Origin of the sequence: Komagataeibacter xylinus NBRC 15237 (assembly GCF_001571345.1) — a bacterium.
Taxonomy (GTDB): Bacteria; Pseudomonadota; Alphaproteobacteria; order Acetobacterales; family Acetobacteraceae; genus Komagataeibacter; species Komagataeibacter xylinus.
The window spans coordinates 28,052-48,862 of the sequence record NZ_BCTP01000019.1 but is presented as its reverse complement, the minus strand read 5'-3'; the positions used below and the strand labels follow the sequence as shown (position 1 = coordinate 48,862).

The 20,811-nt window shown below is 63.9% G+C and carries 19 protein-coding genes and 2 pseudogenes; 13 read left to right on the top strand and 8 right to left on the bottom strand.

Annotated features, from left to right (window positions below; all coding sequences use genetic code 11):
* Positions 1 to 65: 65 nt before the first annotated feature.
* Positions 66 to 623, top strand: a complete 558-nt coding sequence (locus tag GXY01S_RS09405) for a septal ring lytic transglycosylase RlpA family protein (RefSeq protein WP_061274469.1) — start codon at positions 66 to 68, stop codon at positions 621 to 623.
* A gap of 39 nt (positions 624 to 662) precedes the next feature.
* On the opposite strand, the gene GXY01S_RS09400 is transcribed toward GXY01S_RS09405, so the two are convergent.
* Positions 663 to 1,604 carry a YihY/virulence factor BrkB family protein gene (locus GXY01S_RS09400; RefSeq protein WP_061274438.1) on the bottom strand — a complete coding sequence of 314 codons (942 nt, stop codon included), beginning with the start codon at positions 1,602 to 1,604 and terminating at the stop codon, positions 663 to 665.
* Positions 1,605 to 1,982: 378 nt separating this feature from the next.
* Between GXY01S_RS09400 and GXY01S_RS09395 the strand changes: the two genes are divergently transcribed.
* Both GXY01S_RS09395 and GXY01S_RS09390 read left to right on the top strand, forming a co-directional pair.
* On the top strand, positions 1,983 to 3,113 hold the full coding sequence (locus GXY01S_RS09395; RefSeq protein ID WP_061274436.1) for a type III PLP-dependent enzyme: 1,131 nt from the start codon (positions 1,983 to 1,985) through the stop codon (positions 3,111 to 3,113).
* Between the two features lie 123 nt (positions 3,114 to 3,236).
* Positions 3,237 to 3,641 (top strand): copper resistance CopC family protein, encoded by a 405-nt coding sequence (locus GXY01S_RS09390; protein WP_255210406.1) that lies wholly within the window; start codon positions 3,237 to 3,239, stop codon positions 3,639 to 3,641.
* 5 nt (positions 3,642 to 3,646) lie between these two features.
* On the opposite strand, the gene ccmB is transcribed toward GXY01S_RS09390, so the two are convergent.
* Together ccmB and ccmA are read right to left on the bottom strand one after the other, a co-directional pair.
* A complete protein-coding gene (gene ccmB / locus GXY01S_RS09385) occupies positions 3,647 to 4,327 on the bottom strand; it encodes a heme exporter protein CcmB (protein WP_061274432.1) in 681 nt (226 codons plus the stop codon).
* The gene (gene ccmA, locus GXY01S_RS09380; protein WP_174520941.1) at positions 4,324 to 4,968 is read right to left on the bottom strand and encodes a heme ABC exporter ATP-binding protein CcmA; all 645 of its coding nucleotides are present in this window, start codon (positions 4,966 to 4,968) and stop codon (positions 4,324 to 4,326) included. Before ccmA ends, ccmB begins: the two co-directional genes overlap by 4 nt.
* Before the next feature lie 282 nt (positions 4,969 to 5,250).
* Here ccmA and acnA point away from each other — a divergent pair.
* Positions 5,251 to 7,932 (top strand): annotated as a pseudogene (gene acnA, locus GXY01S_RS09375) (aconitate hydratase AcnA); the annotation flags it as partial.
* A pseudogene (locus tag GXY01S_RS17085) lies at positions 7,923 to 8,237 on the top strand (LysR substrate-binding domain-containing protein); the annotation flags it as partial. The pseudogenes acnA and GXY01S_RS17085, both read left to right, overlap by 10 nt.
* 117 nt (positions 8,238 to 8,354) lie before the next feature.
* Here GXY01S_RS17085 and GXY01S_RS09370 read toward each other — a convergent pair.
* From GXY01S_RS09370 to GXY01S_RS09360, 3 genes are all read right to left on the bottom strand, one after another.
* Positions 8,355 to 9,290: a hypothetical protein gene (locus tag GXY01S_RS09370; protein WP_174520940.1), complete on the bottom strand. Its 936-nt coding sequence runs from the start codon at positions 9,288 to 9,290 to the stop codon at positions 8,355 to 8,357.
* Positions 9,291 to 9,356: 66 nt separating this feature from the next.
* Positions 9,357 to 10,628: an AAA family ATPase gene (locus GXY01S_RS09365; RefSeq protein ID WP_061274430.1), complete on the bottom strand. Its 1,272-nt coding sequence runs from the start codon at positions 10,626 to 10,628 to the stop codon at positions 9,357 to 9,359.
* Positions 10,625 to 11,263, bottom strand: a complete 639-nt coding sequence (locus GXY01S_RS09360; protein WP_061274428.1) for a hypothetical protein — start codon at positions 11,261 to 11,263, stop codon at positions 10,625 to 10,627. Before GXY01S_RS09360 ends, GXY01S_RS09365 begins: the two co-directional genes overlap by 4 nt.
* Positions 11,264 to 11,393: 130 nt before the next feature.
* Here GXY01S_RS09360 and rimP point away from each other — a divergent pair, with 130 nt between their 5' ends.
* From rimP to rbfA, 5 genes are read left to right on the top strand one after another with little or no spacing between them, the layout of a single operon-like run.
* Entirely contained in the window at positions 11,394 to 12,059 is a 666-nt protein-coding gene (gene rimP / locus GXY01S_RS09355) for a ribosome maturation factor RimP (protein WP_165165669.1), read from the top strand.
* Positions 12,060 to 12,079: 20 nt separating this feature from the next.
* Positions 12,080 to 13,618 carry a transcription termination factor NusA gene (nusA, locus tag GXY01S_RS09350; RefSeq protein ID WP_061274464.1) on the top strand — a complete coding sequence of 513 codons (1,539 nt, stop codon included), beginning with the start codon at positions 12,080 to 12,082 and terminating at the stop codon, positions 13,616 to 13,618.
* Positions 13,572 to 14,285 (top strand): RNA-binding protein, encoded by a 714-nt coding sequence (locus GXY01S_RS09345; protein WP_255210405.1) that lies wholly within the window; start codon positions 13,572 to 13,574, stop codon positions 14,283 to 14,285. Before nusA ends, GXY01S_RS09345 begins: the two co-directional genes overlap by 47 nt.
* Positions 14,282 to 16,987, top strand: coding sequence for a translation initiation factor IF-2 (gene infB, locus GXY01S_RS09340; protein ID WP_061274421.1), 2,706 nt, complete (start codon positions 14,282 to 14,284; stop codon positions 16,985 to 16,987). The genes GXY01S_RS09345 and infB overlap by 4 nt, the downstream gene beginning before the upstream one ends.
* Before the next feature lie 23 nt (positions 16,988 to 17,010).
* Positions 17,011 to 17,430, top strand: coding sequence for a 30S ribosome-binding factor RbfA (rbfA, locus tag GXY01S_RS09335; RefSeq protein WP_082770804.1), 420 nt, complete (start codon positions 17,011 to 17,013; stop codon positions 17,428 to 17,430).
* 13 nt (positions 17,431 to 17,443) lie between these two features.
* Here rbfA and GXY01S_RS18100 read toward each other — a convergent pair whose 3' ends face one another.
* Positions 17,444 to 17,647, bottom strand: a complete 204-nt coding sequence (locus tag GXY01S_RS18100; protein ID WP_146222778.1) for a hypothetical protein — start codon at positions 17,645 to 17,647, stop codon at positions 17,444 to 17,446.
* A 68-nt stretch (positions 17,648 to 17,715) separates the two neighbouring features.
* Between GXY01S_RS18100 and GXY01S_RS09330 the strand changes: the two genes are divergently transcribed.
* Positions 17,716 to 18,126 (top strand): hypothetical protein, encoded by a 411-nt coding sequence (locus GXY01S_RS09330; protein ID WP_146222777.1) that lies wholly within the window; start codon positions 17,716 to 17,718, stop codon positions 18,124 to 18,126.
* A 93-nt stretch (positions 18,127 to 18,219) separates the two neighbouring features.
* Here GXY01S_RS09330 and GXY01S_RS09325 read toward each other — a convergent pair whose 3' ends face one another.
* Positions 18,220 to 19,191 carry an MlaD family protein gene (locus tag GXY01S_RS09325; protein WP_061274415.1) on the bottom strand — a complete coding sequence of 324 codons (972 nt, stop codon included), beginning with the start codon at positions 19,189 to 19,191 and terminating at the stop codon, positions 18,220 to 18,222.
* A gap of 254 nt (positions 19,192 to 19,445) precedes the next feature.
* Between GXY01S_RS09325 and truB the strand changes: the two genes are divergently transcribed.
* Together truB and rpsO are read left to right on the top strand one after the other, a co-directional pair.
* Complete coding sequence (gene truB / locus GXY01S_RS09320) at positions 19,446 to 20,366, top strand: tRNA pseudouridine(55) synthase TruB (protein WP_061274413.1); 921 nt, start codon at positions 19,446 to 19,448, stop codon at positions 20,364 to 20,366.
* Between the two features lie 24 nt (positions 20,367 to 20,390).
* Positions 20,391 to 20,660, top strand: a complete 270-nt coding sequence (rpsO, locus tag GXY01S_RS09315) for a 30S ribosomal protein S15 (RefSeq protein WP_061274462.1) — start codon at positions 20,391 to 20,393, stop codon at positions 20,658 to 20,660.
* Positions 20,661 to 20,811: the final 151 nt, after the last annotated feature.

The window sequence follows — 20,811 nt, the reverse complement described above, 5'->3', positions numbered from 1 at the left end:
CTACCACCACCCTGTCGGCAGGCTGAATTATGCCCTGTGGGTCCAAATTATGTTATGGTGGCGTCATGACAGGAAAAACCGATCACCGGCGTGCTTGCGCGGCGCAAGGCGGCAATACGACGCGCTTCGGGGCCTCCGTGGCGGTGGCATGCCTGATGCTGGCCACCTCCGGACTGCTCGGCGCGGCGCAGGGGGCGGTCCGGCATGCGGCGGGCACCACACGGCACGGGGGGCGCGGCAGCGTAAGGCGGCCGTCCGTCATGGCGTCCGTGCCCGTGCACTGGAACCAGCATGGCCTGGCAAGCTGGTATGGCACGAACATGCAGAACGGGCATGCCACGGCATCTGGCGAGCGGTTTGACCCCGATGCGCTGACCGCCGCCCACCGCCAGTTGCCACTGGGCACGCGGGTCAGGGTGCATGCGCTGGGCACCGGGCGCTCGGTCGTGGTCCGGATCAATGACCGGGGGCCGTATCATGGGCGCCGCATCATCGACCTGTCGGCCGCGGCCGCACGGCAGCTTGGCATCATAACCCGTGGGGTCTCGATGGTGGATATAGAACCCGCGCGCGATGGGCATGCGCAGGTGGCCAGCGCCATGCGGCAGGGGCGTCTTTATTAAAAGACGCAGCACGCGCGCAGGGGTGGGCACGGTTTTATTTTAAAGGCGCTGGTGCTTGGTCCAGCCTTCCATGGTCTTGTTGGGCGAGCAGCGCAGTTTCATCTCGATCTCGAGTCCCGCATTCAGTTCCGCGCCGAGCAGCACCACATAGGCCGAGACATAAAACCACATCATGATGGCGATGAACGCGCCCAGCGGACCGTAGGTGGCGCTGTAGCCCGCGATATGGCTGACATAATACGAGAACCCCGCCGAGGAGAGCAGCCACAGCAGCGTGGCCCCGATCGAGCCGGGCAGGATGCACCGCCAGTAGGTATGGGGCCGGTTCGGGCCAAAGCGGTACAGCGCCGAACACAGCGACAGCACGAACAGAAGCATGAGCATCGGCCCGCCCGTGCGCACCAGCAGTTCGACCGAGCCGGGCGGGGGGGCGAGTTCGAGCTTCTGCGGCAGGTAGTCGAGCAGGAACGGCAGCCCCACCATGAGCGCCAGCGTCAGGATGCCGCCACAGATCGAGCAGAAGGTCAGCGCCATGCCCATGGCCTGAAAGCGCAGGAAGCTGCGGGTCTCGGGCGTGTTGTAGGCCACGTTCATCGCCAGGATGAGCGAGCGCGTGGCAGCCGAGGCCGACCATGTGGCGATGGTGGTGGATATGATCAGGTTCAGCGTGAGCGATGAGTGCGATTCGGCTACCAGCAGGTGGATGCGCGCGCCGATCATGTCATAGGCCGAAGGGGGCAGCACGTTGCGCAGCACCACAAGCTGGGGTTCCACCGTCTGTGGGTCGAACAGGAGGCCATAGAGCGAGATGAGCGTGCTCATGGCCGGAAACAGAGACAGCGTGGCGTAGAACGCGCAGCCTGCCGCAGCCAGCGTGATCTGGTCGGATACGATGTTGCGGGCGACCTGCCGGAGCACCTTCCTGACCTGCTGCATGGAAAAATGCGGCAGGTGATGTGCGGGCGGGGGCATGTCCGTCATATCGATTTCAGTAGATGAGGAACCAATCAAGGCGGGCGTCTTGTCCTGTTGTGCGGTGGCACGCCAGGCGCGGAATGGATCGGCCTGTGTGCATTGTGCCACGATCGTATGATCCTAAAGGAAAAATTACGGACCGTGCGGATTTTTCTATTGCGTCAGGCGCGTATTGTGCGCATATGCGCTCCCTACGCAACAACGCACGTGCCACTGGCCCTCTGAGGTTACGCAACGACGTCAAGCGTTCTGGCAATCGGGCCACCACATGGTGGGGGTCCTTATTGGTCGCTGGTCCGTTAGACCGTTTCGCAACATCTGTCCGTTTGTGCAATTCCAGAATTGTGTTCATCCGGGCGGCAGTACAGAAGGGATTTGGGTGCGATGACTCCCAAAATCGCTCGTTATCTGGCTGAGCAGGCTCCTGCCACGCCATGCCTTATCGTTGATGTCGACCGGGTGGAAGAACGCTATCGCGCCCTGCGCGAGGCGCTGCCACTGGCCCGGATCTACTACGCCGTAAAGGCCAATCCCGCCCGTGAGATCCTGACCCGCCTTGTGGGTCTTGGCTCGGCGTTCGATGCCGCCTCGTGGGAAGAGATTTCCATGTGCCTCGACGCAGGCGCGCGGCCAGCCGATGTCTCGTTCGGCAACACGGTCAAGAAAGCATCGAACATCGCCCGCGCCTTTGCGGCAGGCGTGGACATGTTTGCCTTTGACTGCGCGGAAGAGCTGGAAAAGCTGGCCCGCCACGCGCCGGGCTCACGCGTCTATTGCCGCCTGATCGTGGAGAACGAGGGCGCGGACTGGCCACTGTCGCGCAAGTTCGGCACCACGCTGGACAATGCCCGCGACCTGATGCTCCGCGCGCGTGACCTCGGGCTTGACCCCTATGGCCTGTCCTTCCACGTGGGCAGCCAGCAGACCGAGACCGGCGCGTACGAGGCGGCGATCGCCCGCGTGGGCATGCTGTTTACCGACCTCAAGGCGGCGGGGCTTGACCTGCGCATGGTCAATCTGGGCGGCGGGTTCCCTATCCGTTACCGTGACGACGTGCCGGGCATCGACCGCTTTGCCGTGGCCATCAGCCACGCCATGACCGAGCATTTCGGCAATGACCTGCCGGAAATGATCATCGAGCCGGGCCGCTTCATGGTGGGCGATGCCGGCGTGGTGTCATCGGAAGTGGTGCTGGTCAGCCGTCGCGGCATGGATGATGGCGTGCGCTGGGTCTATCTCGACATCGGGCGTTTTGGCGGCCTGGCCGAGACCGAGGGCGAGGCCATCCGCTACGGCATCCGCACCCCGCATGATGGCACGGCAACCGGCCCGGTCGCCATTGCAGGCCCGACCTGCGATGGGGCGGACATCATGTATGAAAAGACCCCCTACGCCCTGCCGCTGGGGCTGGAATCGGGCGACCGGATCGAACTGCTCTCCACCGGGGCGTATGTTTCGACCTATTGCTCGACCGGGTTCAATGGCCTCAGGCCGATCGAGGAACACTATATCTGATCGCGTTCGGCACGGGCTGAACACGTCTGAATACCAGGGCGGCAGGACGAAAGTCTTGCCGCCCTGCGTGTATCGGGGGGATACACAGGGCAGTTCCACTCATGCCGGAGGTATTCCTTGCCCGTGTCCTGTGTCTCAACGCTGCGTTTGCCGTGCCTGTCCTTCCTCGGGTGCGTGTTGGCGGCGCGGGCGTTTGCAGCCCCCGTTCTGGTTCACGCCACGCCAGCGGCAGGGCAGCATGTGCCTGCGGGCAATGTGGCGATCAGGCTGGGCTATAACAGCGTGATCGACCCGTTCCGCGCGCGCCTGCTCCTGCTTGGCCCGAGCGGTGTGCCGCAACTGCTCGCGGCCTCTCCCAGTGATGACGAACAGCAGGGCCTGGCCACCACCGTGGCGCTCACACCAGGGCATTACGTGCTGCACTGGCGCATGCGCGCGCCCGGCGGCACGCCTGCGGAAGGCAATGTGCCCTTTGATGTCGACCCCGCAGGCCCGGCAGGCGCCGTGGCGCCTGCGCGCGGGAAATAGCCGCCTTATTCCACCGCTGCCCGCAGCCCGGCACCCGCGGCGAGCGGGCAGAGCGGAAGGGCCGCGGCAAGGAACGCGCCGAGCAGTTCAAGGTCCGGCCCCCATGACAGGCCGGTCTGCGCCGCATCGAGTGCCGCCGCGCCAAAAATCAGCGCGGGCGTGGTCAGCGGCAGCACCAGCAGCGGCAGCAGCACGCCGCCACGCCGCGCGCCAAGCACGACCGATGCCGCCATGCCGCCAATGAGCGAGAGGATGAGCGTGCCGAGCAGCAGCCCCGTCAGCAACACCACCATGGAGGCGGTCGGCATGCCGAGCATGATGGCCAGCGGGCCTGCGGCAAGCAGCAGCGGCAGGCCGGTGGTCAGCCAGTGGGCGATCATCTTGGCCAGCGCGATGAGCGAGGGCGGCAGCCCGGTCATGAGCAACTGGTCCAGCGAGCCATCTTCCAGCTCCGAGCCGAACAGCCGGTCAAGCGGCAGGAGGGCCGCCAGCAGGGCGCACACCCACACGATGCCCGGCGCCATGCGCCGCAGCAGCTCGGGCGAGGGGCCAAGGGCGAGCGGAAACAGCGCGCCCGCCAGGATGAAGAACAGCACGGCCCCCAGCGTGTCGGCCCCGTGGCGCAGCGCGAGCCGCAGGTCGCGTTCGAGAATGGCGGTGATGAGGGCGGGAATCCGGAGTGTCACAGCAGGTCGTCCTCGGGGAAATCCTCCAGCGGCTGGGGGATGTCGGATTCGTTCAGCCCCGGCAGCGCATGCGTGCGGGCATCGGGCAGGGGCAGGGGCACATGGGTGGTTGCAATCACAATTCCGCCAGCCTGCCGGTGGGCGGCGAACAGGGTGCCAAGCAGCCCCATCGTGTTGATATCCAGCCCCAGGCTCGGCTCATCAAGCAGCCAGAGCGGGGCCTGGGCCAGCAGTACGCGCGCCAGCGCCGCGCGGCGTTTCTGCCCCGCCGAGAGCATGCGCGCGGGCAGGTCGGCCAGGCCGGAAATGTTGAGTGATTCCATGCACAGGTCAGGATTTCCGCCACTTGCGCGCGCCGCCAGCGTCAGGTTCTCGCGCAATGTCAGCCCCAGCTTGAGCGCATCCTGGTGGCCCAGATAGGCCACCCGCCCCGCATGCTGGCTGCGATCGGCCAGCGCATCCACGCCAGACCACAGCACATGGCCGCCTTCCGGTTTGTGCAATCCCGCCAGCACGCGCAGCAAGGTGGACTTGCCAGCCCCGTTCGGGCCGGTCAGGAGCAGGGCGTCACCTGCTTCAAGCGTAAAGCCGACACGGTCCAGAACCAGCCGTTCACCGCGGAAAACCGAGATATTTTCCACTTCCAGCAGCGGGTGGCCGGGGGGAGTAAAGGCAGGAATGACGGAAATCCTCCGGGCAATGGGCAAAGGGTGGGGGCCGGGCAAAAAAATGCCTGCTCCCGGTTTCTTGTTACCGGCTCCAGCTTGTGTCGCAACCGCGTCCGGGTATGTTCTACCACCGTTGGGAGATCAAGCAGGTTGTCCCTGACAAGGTCACAAACCCCGCGCCAGGAAAAAAGGCAGCGGAGGATACACGATCACACGGGACGATCCGTTGCTGATGCCTCGGAGGAAACAAAGCCAATGAAGACGGTTGGGCACGACTCACTGAAAACGGGCCGCACACTGAACGTGGACGGCAAGACCTACCATTATTTCTCAATCCCGGAAGCGGAAAAGACCATCGGTTCCGTCAGCCGCCTGCCGGTCAGCCTGAAAGTGCTGCTGGAGAACGTGCTGCGGTTCGAGGACGGGCATTCCTACTCCGTAGACGATGCCAGGGCGATTGCCGACTGGCTGAAGGAAGGGCGCAGCACGAAGGAAGTGCCCTTCAAGCCCGCGCGCATTCTCATGCAGGATTTCACCGGCGTTCCCGCCGTGGTTGACCTGGCCGCGATGCGCGACGGCATTCTCAAGCTCAAGGGTGACCCGCAGAAGGTGAACCCGCTGGTTCCCGTCAACCTCGTCATCGACCACTCGGTCATGGTGGACGTGGCGGGCTCGCCCGAGGCGCTGCAGGACAACGTGACCATCGAGTTCGAGCGCAATGGCGAGCGTTACGCCTTCCTGCGCTGGGGCCAGGAAGCGTTCGAGAACTTCTCGGTCGTGCCGCCGGGCACGGGCATCTGCCATCAGGTGAACCTCGAATACATCGCCCAGGCGGTGTGGACGGCCAACGTGGATGGCAAGGACTATGCCTACCCCGATACCCTGTTCGGCACCGACAGCCACACCACCATGGTCAATGGCATGGGCGTGCTGGGCTGGGGTGTTGGCGGCATCGAGGCGGAAGCCGCCATGCTCGGCCAGCCCATCGCCATGCTGATCCCCGATGTGATCGGCTTCAAGATGACCGGCAAGCTGCCCGAGGGTGCGACCGCCACCGATCTGGTGCTGACCGTGACCCAGATGCTGCGCAAGAAGGGCGTGGTGGGCAAGTTCGTCGAGTTCTTCGGCCCCGCCCTTGACCACCTGCCGGTAGCCGACCGCGCGACCATCGCCAACATGGCGCCGGAATATGGCGCGACCTGCGGCTTCTTCCCCGTTGATGACCTGACGCTGGATTACCTGCGCCAGACCGGCCGTGAAGAACACCGCATCAAGCTGACGGCGGAATACCTCAAGGCGCAGGGCATGTTCCGCCACGCCGAATCCGCCCACCCCGTGTTTACCGACACGCTGGAACTCAACCTCGAGACCATCGTGCCCTCGATTGCAGGCCCCAAGCGCCCGCAGGACCGCGTGGTGCTCAAGGGTGCTGACAAGGCCTTCGAGACCGAACTGACCGGCAGCCTGGGCGTGCCCGCGGCCGACAAGGACAAGAAGGCCAAGGTGGCTGGCACCAATTACGAGATCGGCCACGGCGACGTGGTGATCGCGGCCATCACCTCGTGCACCAACACCTCCAACCCCGCCGTGCTGATCGCGGCAGGTCTGGTGGCCAAGAAGGCGCGCGCGCTGGGCCTCAAGCCCAAGCCGTGGGTCAAGACCTCGCTCGCGCCGGGCTCGCAGGTGGTGACGGACTACCTCAACCGCGCAGGCCTCCAGGCTGAACTGGACGCGATGGGCTTCAACACCGTGGGCTATGGCTGCACGACCTGTATCGGCAACTCCGGCCCGCTGGAAGATCACATCGTCGATGCGATTGAAGGCAACAAGCTGGTGGCGGTTTCGGTGCTGTCGGGCAACCGTAACTTCGAGGGGCGTATTTCGCCCAACGTGCGCGCCAACTACCTGGCCAGCCCGCCGCTGGTCGTGGCCTACTCGCTGCTGGGCACGATGCGCGAGGACATCACCACCACGCCGCTGGGCACCTCCAAGGACGGCAAGCCGGTGTACCTCAAGGACATCTGGCCCACCAACCACGAAATCGCGGCCCTCATGGGCACCGCCATCACGCGTGAGGAGTTCATCAACCGCTACAAGCACGTAAGCCAGGGCACGAAGGAATGGCAGGCGCTGAAAGTGGCCACCGGTTCCGAGACCTACAAGTGGGATGCCTCCTCCACCTACGTGCAGGACCCGCCGTATTTCCAGAACATCACGCCCGAGCCCAAGTCGCGTGGCGACATCATCGGCGCGCGCCTGCTCGCGCTGCTTGGTGACAACATCACGACCGACCACATCTCGCCTGCCGGCGCAATCAAGGAAAGCTCGCCCGCGGGCAAGTACCTTGAAGAGCACGGCGTGGCGAAGAAGGACTTCAACTCCTACGGTTCGCGTCGTGGCAATGACCGCGTGATGGTGCGTGGCACATTCGCCAACATCCGCATCAAGAATGAGATGCTGCCCGGCACCGAAGGGGGGGTTTCCAAGCACTTCCCCGATGGCAAGGAAGGCTCCATCTACGATGTGGCGATGGAATACAAGCAGGAGGGCGTGCCCCTGGTCGTGATCGGCGGCAAGGAATACGGCATGGGTTCCTCGCGCGACTGGGCGGCCAAGGGCACCCTGCTGCTGGGCGTGCGTGCGGTCGTGGCCGAGAGCTTCGAGCGTATCCACCGTTCCAACCTGGTGGGCATGGGCGTGCTGCCGCTCCTGTTCGAGGAAGGCACGACGCGCAAGACGCTGGGCCTGAAGGGCGACGAGACCTTCGAGATCCGTGGTCTCGACAAGATCACGCCCCGCATGACCATGACCATGACCATCACCCGCGCCGATGGCTCCAAGCAGGACGTACCCCTGCTGTGCCGTGTCGATACGCTGGATGAGGTGGAGTATTTCCGCAATGGCGGCATTCTCCAGACCGTGCTGCGCGGCATGACTGGCAGTTCACCCGCAAGGGCGAGAGCGAGACCACGGTGGCGGCCAACGGGCCATTCCGCGCCAATAGCAGCGAGGCCGTGCTCCAGGCCGTGCGGGCGGGGCTTGGCATTGGCATGCTGCCGACATTTCAGGTGGAAGAGGACATTGCGGCGGGTCGTCTGGTGCATCTGTTGCCGGAATGGACCATTCCCGAACTGCCCTTCTATGCCGTGCATACCGGCCCGCGCACCCTGCCGCTGCGCACGCGCACGGTGCTCGATTTCCTGATTGAGATATCGGACGTGCTGCGTCAGGGCCAAAAGTAGAATATTGATAAAAAACAATAAAAGTTTCTTCTGAAGCTTTTTTCAAAAAGCATTCAGAAGAATGCCACCTTTTTGAAAAAAGGCGGCGCCGGGAAAATTCAGGGTTTCAGGCGTGGCTCAGTCCAGCGGGTTGCCTTCGCCGGGGCGGGGCGCTGCCGGGTCAACCGAAAGCCGGGCGCGCTGCTCATCGCTCGAGGCCAGCATGTCGCTGTTAAAGCCATCATGCAGCACCGGCACCCAGCCTGCCATCCACGTATTCATGTGCTTGACGAAGTCATTGGCAGGCGGCTGCTGCGCCAGTGCCTCCTTTGTCCAGAACTCGGGTGAACGCAGGATCTTGGTATCATTGAGATTAACGGGGTTGAGATAGACCGTTACCGTTTCCGCGTTGATGTTGTCATCGGTGGCGGGCACGCTGTTGACCCAGTTCGCCCTGAGCATGACCGGCGGCAGCACGAAGCCTTCCTGCTGCAGCCGCCCGGCAATGACGTTCATGTGGTTGATGGAGGCTGGATCGACCAGGCGCGTGAACCAGCACTCCGTCATGGGCGGGTGACTGGCCCCGATATGCGACATGTAGTTGCGGTCGTCATGACATTCTATGTCCATCGGCGGGCTGGCCACATCCGGTACCGGTTGTGTCGTGCCCTTGGCCACGATCAGGCCGGTCACGACATGGCCCTGCACCCGCACCAGAACATTTTCCAGCAATTCGCCATGCGGACCTTCGATCACGTTGATGATCGGGTGCCATACGCCCGCAGGTAACGGCAGGATGCGCCCGGCAAATGGAATCGCCTTGGTCAGCCGGTCGGTCATGGGCATCATGGTCACGACCCCATCCCCCGGACCACCGGCCTGGTCCGCATCGGCGGGCGTGTCCTGCATGCCAAGGCGGTTATGGATGGCCGCCGCGATCTGCGCCATGCGGGGCAGCCTGCGCGTCAGGTAGGCGGGCGGGAAAATGAACGTCAGCACCACGAAGGGCAGGATCATGTACAGGCAAAGCCGCCACAGCGGCGCACGATGCCAGAGGCGCGAAAAAGCGGACATTCAGCAGGCCATGCCTTTCGCCATGCAGGAGGCCACGGGGGCAGGGCGGAACAGCGCGGCCATGGGTCAGGAACTGATCCGGGCCTGCTGCGCGTCGCTCTGATCCGCGATCTCGGCCACGATGCCATCTTCGTTCTGCACCACGCGCACCAGCTTGGCGCCCTGCTGGCGGGCAGTAATGAGCGAGTCGCTGATCATGTCCTCGATCGAGCGGGCCAGATCGCGCGCACTGGCGGCAGGCCCCATGCGGTCCTGGCGGCGCATGACCTCGAACAGCAGGGCGGGGTCGATGCCCCCGGTCTCGACCTTGAGGCCATAGCTGTCGATCATCGCCTCGATTTCCAGCGCGGAAACGCGGGCAATGTCCAGCCCTTCAAGCGGGCGGAACACGAAGATACGGTCCAGGCGGTTGAGCACTTCGGGCGCAAAGCCCGCCTGGCGCAGCGCCTCGACCGACTCGGCGCGCATCTTGTCAGGCTCATCGGCCAGCCGGTCCGCGATCTCGGACAGCGCATCGGTGGCGATGTTCGATGTCAGGATGAAGATGCAGCGCACGGTCGAGATCTGCTGCCCCGTCGAGGCCTCGGTCACGTGCCCGTCATTCCATGCGGTCAGGAATTTCTTGAACACATCGGGGTGCGCTTTCTCGATTTCATCGAGCAGCACCACCGCGTCGGGCTTTTCCTTCAGGCCGCCGGTCAGCTTGCCGTAGGTGTCCGAGCCGACATACCCCTTGGGCGAGCCGAAAAGCTGCGTTGCGGCATGCGGCGAACTCATCTGCGTCATGTCGAAGTTGAGCAGCGGGCGGTCGAGCTGGCGGGCAAGCTGCTTGGCAAGATAGGTCTTGCCCGTGCCGGGCGGCCCGGCAAGCAGGAAGATGCCCACCGGCTTGCCGCGCACCTGCAGGGCCATGCGGCGGCGAAGCTGGGTTGCCACGTCCTCGCACACCTGATCCTGGCCGATCACGCGCGCGCGCAGGCTGGCGGCGAGTTCCTCGGCGTCGATCACGGTTTCTTTCTGTTCGCGCGCCAGCATCTCTTCAAGCGCGCTACGATTGGTCAGCCTGGCCAGTACGTCCATCATCCATCCCCGTCTGCGTCGGATTCCCTTGCGGGCGAGTTTCTCGGCCCGGCTCTCGAACCACAGCCCGCTCAGCGCCAGCAGGGCGCTTGCCGCCGCTATGACCGGATAGGCCGGTGCGCACCATTCCATGAAATGCCGTATGCTGGCGAGCGAAAGATGCAACGCCATGGCGGCCTGAAAACTGCCGAGCACCAGGAAAATGACCATGGCGATCGGCACGACCCGTTCCATCAGGATCGGATAAAGCGGCTTCATTGTACCACAACCCCGATGACAAGACTGCTCCCGCGCATCAGCACCGGCAGCGGCGTTGGCCCCGGCACGAACACTGCCCCGGCATGCACGCCCATCGGCCCCGGGTCGCCCACGGGCGTGACCGACACATTGCCTGCTATGCGGATGGGCAGGATCACGCTGCGGGGCTGCGGCCCGAGATGCACGGTCTGCACGAGCCCGAGGGACTCCACGTTCACGACCGCGCCACTGCCTGCCATGTCATACATTGGCATGTCGGCCAGTATGATCTCGCGCCGCCGCAACGCGGCCATGATCTCGGCCTGCTCCTGCATTGTAAAATTTGTCTGGCGCAGCATTTCCGCCGCGCGCTCGGGCGAGATCATGGGCATCTCACCCATCATGTCGGGCCTGCCCTGCACCGGCGCGTTGAGCGTAAGGTGATTGCCGCCATTGCCCCTGCCGCCGCCGGCCTCGGCTGCGACGGGGGGTGTCTGGTTGCCGCTGCCGCTCTCCTGCGGGGTCAGGAAACCGCCTGCGCCGAGGCCCCCGCCCGCCACCACGGCCGCGATCAGCCCCACCACAACCAGCTTGCGGCTAGAAGAGCGTTCACTGCGTTCCCGTGTCGGTTCCGGCGCGGAGGGCGTGGGTTTCATGCGTACATAATGCGGGCGAGGCGGGGAGAATGGCAAGATGTTAAGAGAGAGGAAATGTAATCCCCGCCTGCCCACATAGTCCTTGCGGTCAGGCATGGCGTGACCTATGTTGTCGGCTATTCCTTCATCTATGGTTTTTTCTTTGGGGGGTGGCCGCAGGGCTGCCTTTTTTGCATTGGACGCTGATCTGCCTTTCCTGTCGGGCCTCGATGCCCGCATTGCCGCAATGGTCGCCCCCGCGCTGGCCGACATGGGGTTCGACCTCGTGCGCGTGGCGGTGCTGGGCCGCGAGTCCCCTACCGTGCAGATCATGGCGGACCGTGCCGATGGCACGCTCCTGCTCATTGAGGACTGTGAGCAGATCAGCCATGCGGTTGGCGCGATACTGGACGTGGAAGACCCGCTGCCCGGCGCATGGACGCTTGAGGTCTCATCGCCCGGCATCGACCGCCCCCTGACCCGCGCAAAGGACTGGGAGCGGTTTGCAGGCCATCTTGCCCGCGCCGAGATGAACATGCCCATTGAAGGCCGCAAGCGTTTTGCCGGGATCGTGCTCGGCGCGCGCGAGGGCTGCGGCCTGATGCGGCTTGATGACGGGAGCGAGGTCGCACTGCCTTTTGCCGAAATGCGCAAGGCCCGCCTTGTCCTGACCGATGAACTGATCGCGGCGAGCGCCCGGATGATGAAGCCGGCCGCAAGCCCCGAGGAGACTGGCCTGGAGGAAGACCCTTCCCCGGCTGAAGACCGCAAGCCCGGTGACAAGTCGGGCCGCAAGTCGGCCCGCAAGGCCAATTGAACGATGTTGTGGAGACACTGATGGATACGTCCGTTGCCCGTCCCGAACTGCTGCTGGTGGCCGATGCCGTAGCGCGGGAAAAGTCGATTGACCGCGAGGAAGTGCTCGAAGCGATGGAGCAGGCCATCCAGAAGGCCGGCCGCGCGAAATACGGTCATGAAAAGGATATCCGCGCCACCATCGACCGCCGCACCGGCGATGTGCGCCTGTCGCGCTGGACCGAGGCGGTCGAGGCGGTGGAGAACGAGGAAACCCAGATCCCGCTCTACATCGCGCGCAAGTTCAAGCCCGAGATCCAGCTTGGCGAATACCTGATCGACCCGCTGCCGCCCATCGATTTCGGGCGCATCGCGGCGCAGACGGCCAAGCAGGTCATTGTCCAGCGCGTGCGTGAATACGAGCGCCGCCGCCAGTTCAATGACTTCAAGGACCGCGTGGGCGAGATCGTCAACGGCACCGTCAAGCGCACGGAATATGGCAACCTGCTCGTCGAGATCGGCGATGCCGAGGCCCTGCTGCGCCGCGATGAGCTGATCCCGCGTGAAAGCTTCCGCAATTCCGATCGCGTGCGCGCCTATATCTATGATGTGCGCGATGAGCCGCGTGGCCCGCAGATCTTCCTTTCGCGCACGCATCCGGCGTTCCTCGCCAAGCTGTTCGCGCAGGAAGTGCCCGAGATCTATGATGGCATCATCGAGATCAAGGCCGTGGCGCGTGACCCCGGCTCGCGTGCCAAGATGGCCGTCATCTCGCGTGATGCCTCGATCGATCCGGTCGGCGCCTGCGTGGGCGTGCGTGGCCGCCGCGTGCAGGAAGTGGTCAAGGAACTCCAGGGCGAGAAGATCGATATCATCCCCTGGAGCCCGCAGGCCGCGACCTTCGTGGTCAACGCCCTTGCCCCGGCTGAAGTCAGCAAGGTGGTGATGGACGAGGAAGCGGGTCGCGTCGAGGTTGTCGTGCCCGATGACCAGCTCAGCCTGGCCATCGGCCGCCGCGGCCAGAACGTGCGCCTTGCCAGCCAGCTTACACGCTGGGACATCGACATCCTGACCGAGGCCGAGGAATCGGAGCGCCGCCAGGAAGAATTCCGCCGCCGCAGCAACCTGTTTGTTGAAGCGCTGGACGTGGATGATGTCATTGCGGGCCTGCTGGTGACCGAGGGCTTCCATTCCATCGAGGAACTGGCGTTTGCCGACCCCGAGGAACTGGCCAACATCGAAGGCTTTGACGAGGATGTGGCCAGCGAACTGGTCCGCCGCGCCGAAGGCTACCTGGCGGGCCAGGAAGAAGAACTCGACACCAAGCGCCGCACGCTGGGCGTGAGCGATGATATCGCCGTGCTGGGCGTGTTCACCAACCAGATGCTGGTGACGCTGGGTGAAAAGGGCGTGAAGACGCTTGATGACCTGGCTGACCTGGCGGGTGACGAACTCGTCGAGATCCTGGGCAGCGATGCCATTGACGAGGATGCGGCCAACGAGATCATCATGGCGGCGCGCGCCCACTGGTTCGATGGTGACGAGGCAAAGCCCGCGCAAGAGGAGACGTCCGACGTCTGAGCAAACCGACCTGAGCGCCCAAGATCCGGACGGCATGGAGCCTGAAGAGCGCGGGCCGCTGCGCCGTTGCGCCGTGACCCGGCTCCGGCTGCCCAAGGAGGAAATGATCAGGTTTGTCATTTCTCCCGATGGAGTCGTGATCCCTGATCTTTCCGCACGGCTGCCCGGACGGGGAATTTGGTTGAGCGCACGCGCGGATGTGTTAGAAACAGCACGCACACGCGGCGTATTTGCCCGCGCGGCGAGGGGAAGGGTTGTTATTCCCCCTGACCTGACCCATCTTGTGCGAGATGGGCTGCTGCGGCGCATGATGGATGTCGCAGGGCTGGCACGGCGGGCCGGGCAGATTGTCTGTGGTTTCGCCAAGGTGCGTGAGTGGGTTGTGGGCGGTCGTGCCGGTCTGGTCATACAGGCCGCCGATGGCAGCCCCGACGAGAGGAAGAGAGTTTTGTCTGGTGCACGGGAACTGCCGGTTGTGGCTGTTCCTACGGCATCGGGTCTGGGTGCGGCATTTGGCCGCGACCATGTTGTTCATGCAGCGATTCTGCATGGTGAACTGGCGCGCCGTTTCCGTATCGAGAGTGAACGTTTTGCGGGTCTGTCCGGCAGGATTGGCCCGAATTCGGCGGATCGTTCCGCCGGACGGTGTGAACAGGCGGGTACATGAGCGAAGGCAACGATCAGGATCAGGGTAAGGGACGCTTGTCTCTGCGGCCGGCGGGCCGCAGGGAGGTCGGACGGACGGTGGATGCCGGTTCCGTGCGACAGAGCTTCAGCCATGGTCGTTCAAAGGTGGTTCAGGTCGAGGTGCGCAAGAAGCGCGGGGCCGGGGCCGCAGGTAACGGATCGGGGCCGGCTGGCGGTCGCGCCGGTGGTCGGGGCGGTCGCGCGCTGACGGCAGCGGAACTGGCAACGCGCCAGCGCGTGCTCGACGAGCAGCGCCACGCCGCACTCCAGCGCGAGAAAGAGGCCCGCGAGCAGGAGAAGATCACGATCCTCTCCGCCGCGGAGGAAGCCCGCCGCGCTGAAGAGGAAAATGCCCGCCGTGCCGAAGAAGAGGCGCGCGCCAAGGCAGATGCCGCAGCGGCAGTCGAGGAAGCCCGCCAGCAGGAGGCCAGCAACGCGCCGGCCCCCGCAGCGCCCGACTCGACAGATCCGGCAGGTCCGGTCGTCTCGTCCGTGCCCATTCCGGGTGAAGTGACGCTGGCACCCCCCATGCAGCGCCTGCGTCCGCTGGCCGAGCGTGCGATCATGCCCGCCCAGCCGCTGCGGCCGTCGCGCCCTGCCGGTGGCGGTGCTGCCGCTACCACGGCACGCCCCGCTGGCGGCGCTGGCGGCGCTGGCGAGACGCTGCGCCTGCGCACGGGCCGTGCGGATGGTGGTGAGGAAGAGCGTCGCCCCAGCCGTCGCCCCGGCAGTGCCGTGCCGAACCGCCGCCCCTCGGGTGGTGCCAAGAAGAACAACGACAGCCGTCGCGCAGGCCGCATTGACGTGCAGGCCGCGATCGAAGGGGATGACGACAAGACCCGTTCGCTCGCCTCGGTCCGTCGCCAGCGTGAGCGTGAGCGCCGCCAGGCCGAACTGGAGCGCCTGCGCTCCGATCAGGTCCGCGTGGTGCGTGATGTTGTCCTGCCCGAGAGCATTACGGTGCAGGAACTCGCCAACCGCATGGCCGCCCGTCAGGGCGAGGTCATCAAGGCGCTGATGAAGATGGGCGTGATGGCCACCGTGACCCAGTCGCTCGACGCGGACACGGCGGAACTGATCGTGCAGGAATTCGGCCATCGCGTGCGCCGTGTTTCCGACAGCGATGTCGAGATCGGCATCGAGGGCATCGAGGACAGCGAAGAAGACCTCAGGTCCCGTCCGCCGGTCGTGACCGTGATGGGTCATGTCGATCACGGCAAGACCTCGCTGCTTGATGCGCTGCGCACTACCGATGTCGCCAATGGCGAAGCCGGTGGCATTACGCAGCATATCGGCGCGTATCAGGTCACGCTGGCCTCGGGTGCCAGGATTACCTTCATCGATACGCCGGGCCATGAGGCGTTTACCGCCATGCGTGCCCGTGGCGCCTCGGTGACCGATGTGGTCATTCTGGTCGTGGCTGCCGACGACGGCGTGATGCCGCAGACGATCGAGGCCATCAAGCACGCCAAGGCGGCTGATGCCCCGATCATCGTGGCCATCAACAAGTGCGACAAGCCGGGTGCCAACCCCGACCGCGTGCGCCAGGAACTGCTGAACCACGAGATCGTGGTGGAAAGCATGGGTGGCGATACGCAGGATGTCGAGGTTTCGGCGCTCAAGCGCACGGGTCTGGACAAGCTTGAGGAAGCGATCCTGCTGCAGGCCGAAATCCTTGACCTCAAGGCCAACCCCGACCGGGTGGCCGAAGGTTCGGTGATTGAAAGCCGCCTTGACCGTGGGCGTGGTCCGGTTGCGACCGTGCTGGTCCAGAAGGGCACGCTGCGCCGCACCGACATCGTGGTGGCCGGGGCCGAATGGGGCCGCGTGCGCGCCATGATCGACGACCGCAATCGCCAGCTTGGCGAGGCGGGTCCGTCCATGCCGGTGGAAATCCTGGGCATTACCGGGGTTCCGGGCGCAGGCGAGCCGTTCGTAGTGGTGGAAAACGAGAATCGCGCCCGCGAAATCTCCGAGTTCCGCCAGCGCGTGATCAAGGAGCGCATGGCCGCTGGCCAGACTGCCGCACGCGGCACGCTCGACCAGATGCTCGCCCGCATCCAGGCAGGCGCGCAGAAGGAAGTCGCGGTTCTGATCAAGGCCGATGTGCAGGGTTCGGCGGAGGCGCTTGAAGCCACCGTGCAGAAGCTTGAGCATGAGGAAGTCAAGATCCGCGTGCTCAACGCGACCGTGGGCCAGATCACGGAAAGCGATGTGCAGCTTGCCAAGGCGTCGGGTGCGATCATCATCGCGTTCAATGTCCGCGCGACCGCACAGGCCCGCGAACTTGCGCAGCGCGAAGGCGTGGATATCCGCTACTACTCGATCATCTACCAGGTGGCGGATGACGTGGAGCAGCTGGTGCGTGGCAAGATCGCGCCCAAGCATCGCGAGAAGTTCCTGGGTTATGCCGAGATCCGCAAGGTTTTCGAAATTACCAAGGTTGGCAAGGTTGCCGGTTGCTACGTGACCGAAGGCGTGGTCAAGCGTGGCTGTGGCGTGCGACTGCTGCGTGACAACGTCGTGATCCATGAAGGCGATCTGAGCCAGCTCAAGCGCTTCAAGGATGATGTCAAGGAAGTGGCGCGCGGTTATGAATGCGGCCTGTCCTTTGCCGGGTATAATGACCTGCGCGAGGGTGACGTGGTCGAGTGCTATGAAATGGAACTCGTCCCGGCATGAGCCGCAATTCATCCAGAAAAGGGATGAGCGAGAGCGGGCCGGCAGGGAAACTTGCCGGCCATTCCGCGTCTGGTCCCTCGCAGCGCCAGCTGCGCGTGGCGGAAGAAGTCCGTCGCGTGCTGGCGGAAATATTTGCCCGCACCGAATTCCGTGACCCGGATCTGGCTGATGTGCGCATTACGGTTACCGAAGTGCGCATCTCGCCCGACCTCAAGCATGCCACGGTTTTCGTGGCCCGCCTGGGCCGGAGCGACGTGGCGGAACTGCTGCCTGCGCTCAAGCGTGTGACGCCGTTCCTGCGCACCCGCCTGTCGCATGCGCTCAGGCTGCGCGGCGTGCCGGACCTGCACTTCCAGCCGGATACGGCGCTCGATTACGCCATGGAAGTCGATACCATGCTGCGCCAGCCTGAAGTACAGCGCGACCTCAAGGATGAAGACTGAACGCCACGGCAGATCATGCTGTGTTCTGTTCTGTCGTGCCGACGGCTCCCTGATGTTTCAGGGAGTCGTTTTTTTTAGAGACTGCTTGAAAAGTCGGCTCAGAAAACACCCAGAAACTTTTATCATTTTTATCAATGAGTTGTTTTTCAAGCAGCTTCCTGGGCTCTTGCAAACTGAACATGGCCGTTTCGGGGTAAAGTCCGATCGGAAAGGGCATGGGTCATTGATATGAAATTTGATTGTGAAATAAAAATTATCGGAAACGAAAAAGAAGCATTCTGCCACATGGTTGATCTGATGAAGGATATAGGATTTTCCTTATTTGATCATAACGGCGTTATTGTTTCTCTTGTTTTTGATGGTGATCATAATGTTGCGCAGTGGAATGTTCCGAAAAATGAAATGCTGGATAAACGCCCACGAGATCTGACCTGCCTCAATAAAGGCAGCATAGATGATTTTTACCGTGATATTGGAAACGGATGCCTAAAAAATATCCAGTTCTGGCGGGAGTTGGGCCATAATCTGTTTGTGACCTGGCAGGTCAAGGACAGTTACGTCCTGTATGAGATCGGTCTTGATGGGTGGAACAAGGAAGAGAGTATCCAGATCGTTTCAGGAATGGTCCGGTTTATCCTTGAATTCTATAAAGGCGCCCGTGATCTGGACAATGTGTTTTCCCTTTCCACCGAATGACAAGGGTCTTTGGTAAAGCACATTTTCAAAAAAGGCCGGTCGGAGCATTGTCCGACCGGCCTTTTTCATGTCGTTGGCGGGTGAAACGCCCGGTCAGTTACGCCGCCCCATGAGCAGAAGCTGGGGGTTGCGCTCCACGTCGGTCGCGAACCCGCGCAGGGCGGCGGCGGCGGCGGCCAGGTCACGTAGTGACGAATCGATATTGGAGCGGTCAGCTGAACTCGGAGCTGTAATGTCATGCAGGCCGGCCAGTGCGCCGCGCGCCTCGGTCACCGTATCGTTGGAGTTGACCAGCAGCGTGTGCAGTTCGCCGCCACGCGCATCAAGCTGGGCGGTGCCGGTATCGGCCAGGTGGTCGATGGAGGCCAGCGTGGTGTCCAGGCGCTTGTCGAGGTCGCGGATGGTATCGGTCGCGGTGTCAACGGTCATGCGCGTATGGTCGGATGTGTCGCGCACGCTATCGACGAGCGGCGGCAGGTCTTTGTCCAGCTTGTCGGCCAGGGTGCGGATGCTCACCAGCATGGCGTCGGCATTGTTGGCAATGTTCTTGAGCGGCAGGGCTGTCAGGGCATCGGTCAGCTTCTGCATTTCCGATTCGCGGGTCGGGATCTCGATCAGCGGGCTCAGGCCGGGATGCAGGTGGGCGGGAATGCCGGGGTCGAAGGTCAGGTCGATTTCTTCCTGCCCGGTCACGAAGCTCTGCATGTGCAGTTCCGCGCGCAGTCCGTTTTCAATCAGCTTTGGCAGTTCGTTGGCGTCAAGCGCGCGACCGTGCGAGCCCGCCATGCGCGCGCCATTGGCCTCGAGTTCCACCGTGACCGGGATATAGGCCTGATGGGTCTGCGGATCGAACTGAACGGCGATGTGGTCTACATGGCCGACCTGCACGCCATCGAACGTGACCGGCGCGCCCACGCCCAGCCCGTTGATCGGGCTGTCAAAAACCACCACGGCGCGATTGGTGGGGGAGAAGGGATGAAACTGTCCGAACAGCGCTATGGCCGTCACACCAAGCAGGGCTCCACCCAACACAAATGCACCGACCGTGGTCTGCCGTTCAGCCATGGTGTTCAGGTCTCCCTAGACGCGGAATGAAAAATACTGTGGCACACGGTTATCCATGCATCCGTTTGTCGCAAGATGGCACTCCATGCCCTGCAGGCCAAGCAGCCTTGGGGGATGGCAGGCATGTGCCCGCCTGCCCTTTTAACATGTGTGGCGTGGGCGGCCAGCCCCCGTGGCTCAATGGGGCATTGAAGTGCGTGCGTGCCTCGTCTAAACGCACGCCATCCCCCCAATTTCATGCAAGGTGCCGTGCAATGCGACGCAGACGTGGCCGCCCGCTTGACGGCTGGCTGATCATCGACAAGCCCCTGGGCATGACCTCCACGCAGGTGGTGGGCCGTGTGCGCTACCTGTTCGATGCCGCCAAGGCGGGGCACGGCGGCACGCTCGACCCGCTGGCAACCGGCCTGCTGCCCATAGCCTTCGGCAAGGCGACCAAGACGGTGCCCTACATCATGGATGGCACCAAACGCTACCACTTCACCCTGCGCATCGGCGAGGCGCGCGATAGCGATGATGCCGAGGGGGCGGTCACCGCAACCTCGGACGTGCGGCCTGACAATGCGGCGTTCGAGGCCGCCCTTGCCGCCTTCCGCGGCGAGATCATGCAGGTGCCGCCGGTGTTCTCGGCGCTGAAGGTGGGGGGGCAGCGCTCCTATGACATGGCGCGCGCGGGCAATGCCCCCGAACTCGCGCCAAGGCCCGCGCGCATCGACCGCTTCGAGCTGATTGCCCGGCCTGATGCCGATACGGCGGTGTTCGAGGTGGAATCGGGCAAGGGGGTGTACATGCGCGCCCTCGCGCGCGACATTGCGCTGGCCTGCGGCACGGTGGGGCATGTGGCGGCGCTGCGGCGGCTGAACGTGGGGCCATTTGATGAATCCCATGCGATTCCGCTGGACAAAATTGTCGCGAGCGCCGACAACGCGCCTGCCCCACCGGATCTGCTGCTTCCGGTCGCGACCGCGCTGGCCGACATCCCGGCGCTGGCCCTGACCCGTGAGGAAGCGGATGCCCTGTCATTTGGCCAGGTGATTGACCTGGCGCAACTGGCAGGCCGGATGCCCGCGCACACCGCCCCCCGCAGCGGGGTCGTGCGTGCGATGGATGGGGCGCGCGTGGTCGGGCTATGCCGCCCCGAAGGCGGCGTGCTGCGATCAGTGCGCATGCTGTGAACCGAATGATCAATGGAGAGAATGATGTCGATTACTGCCGAACGCCGCACGGCGCTTATTGGTGAATACCGCAACGCTGCCACCGATACCGGCTCGCCGGAAGTGCAGGTTGCCCTGCTGACCGAGCGGATCGTGAACCTGACCGACCACCTCAAGACCCACGCGAAGGATTTCCATTCCCGCCGTGGCCTGCTGATGCTGGTCGGCCGCCGTCGCCGCCTGCTTGACTATGTCAAGCGCAAGGACGTGGCCCGTTACGAAACGCTGATCAAGCGCCTCGGCCTGCGTCGCTGATTTGCGACCGCGCGGGCGGGTGGGCATAATGCCCGCCCCCCGCGTGGCCCATGCGGGCATGGCGCATGCACAGGCATGGCCATGCCCCGCCGGGCCGCATTTTTTCAGGCGCCCCTGACGGGCGCCGCCAACACGCTGCCGACGCCACGGC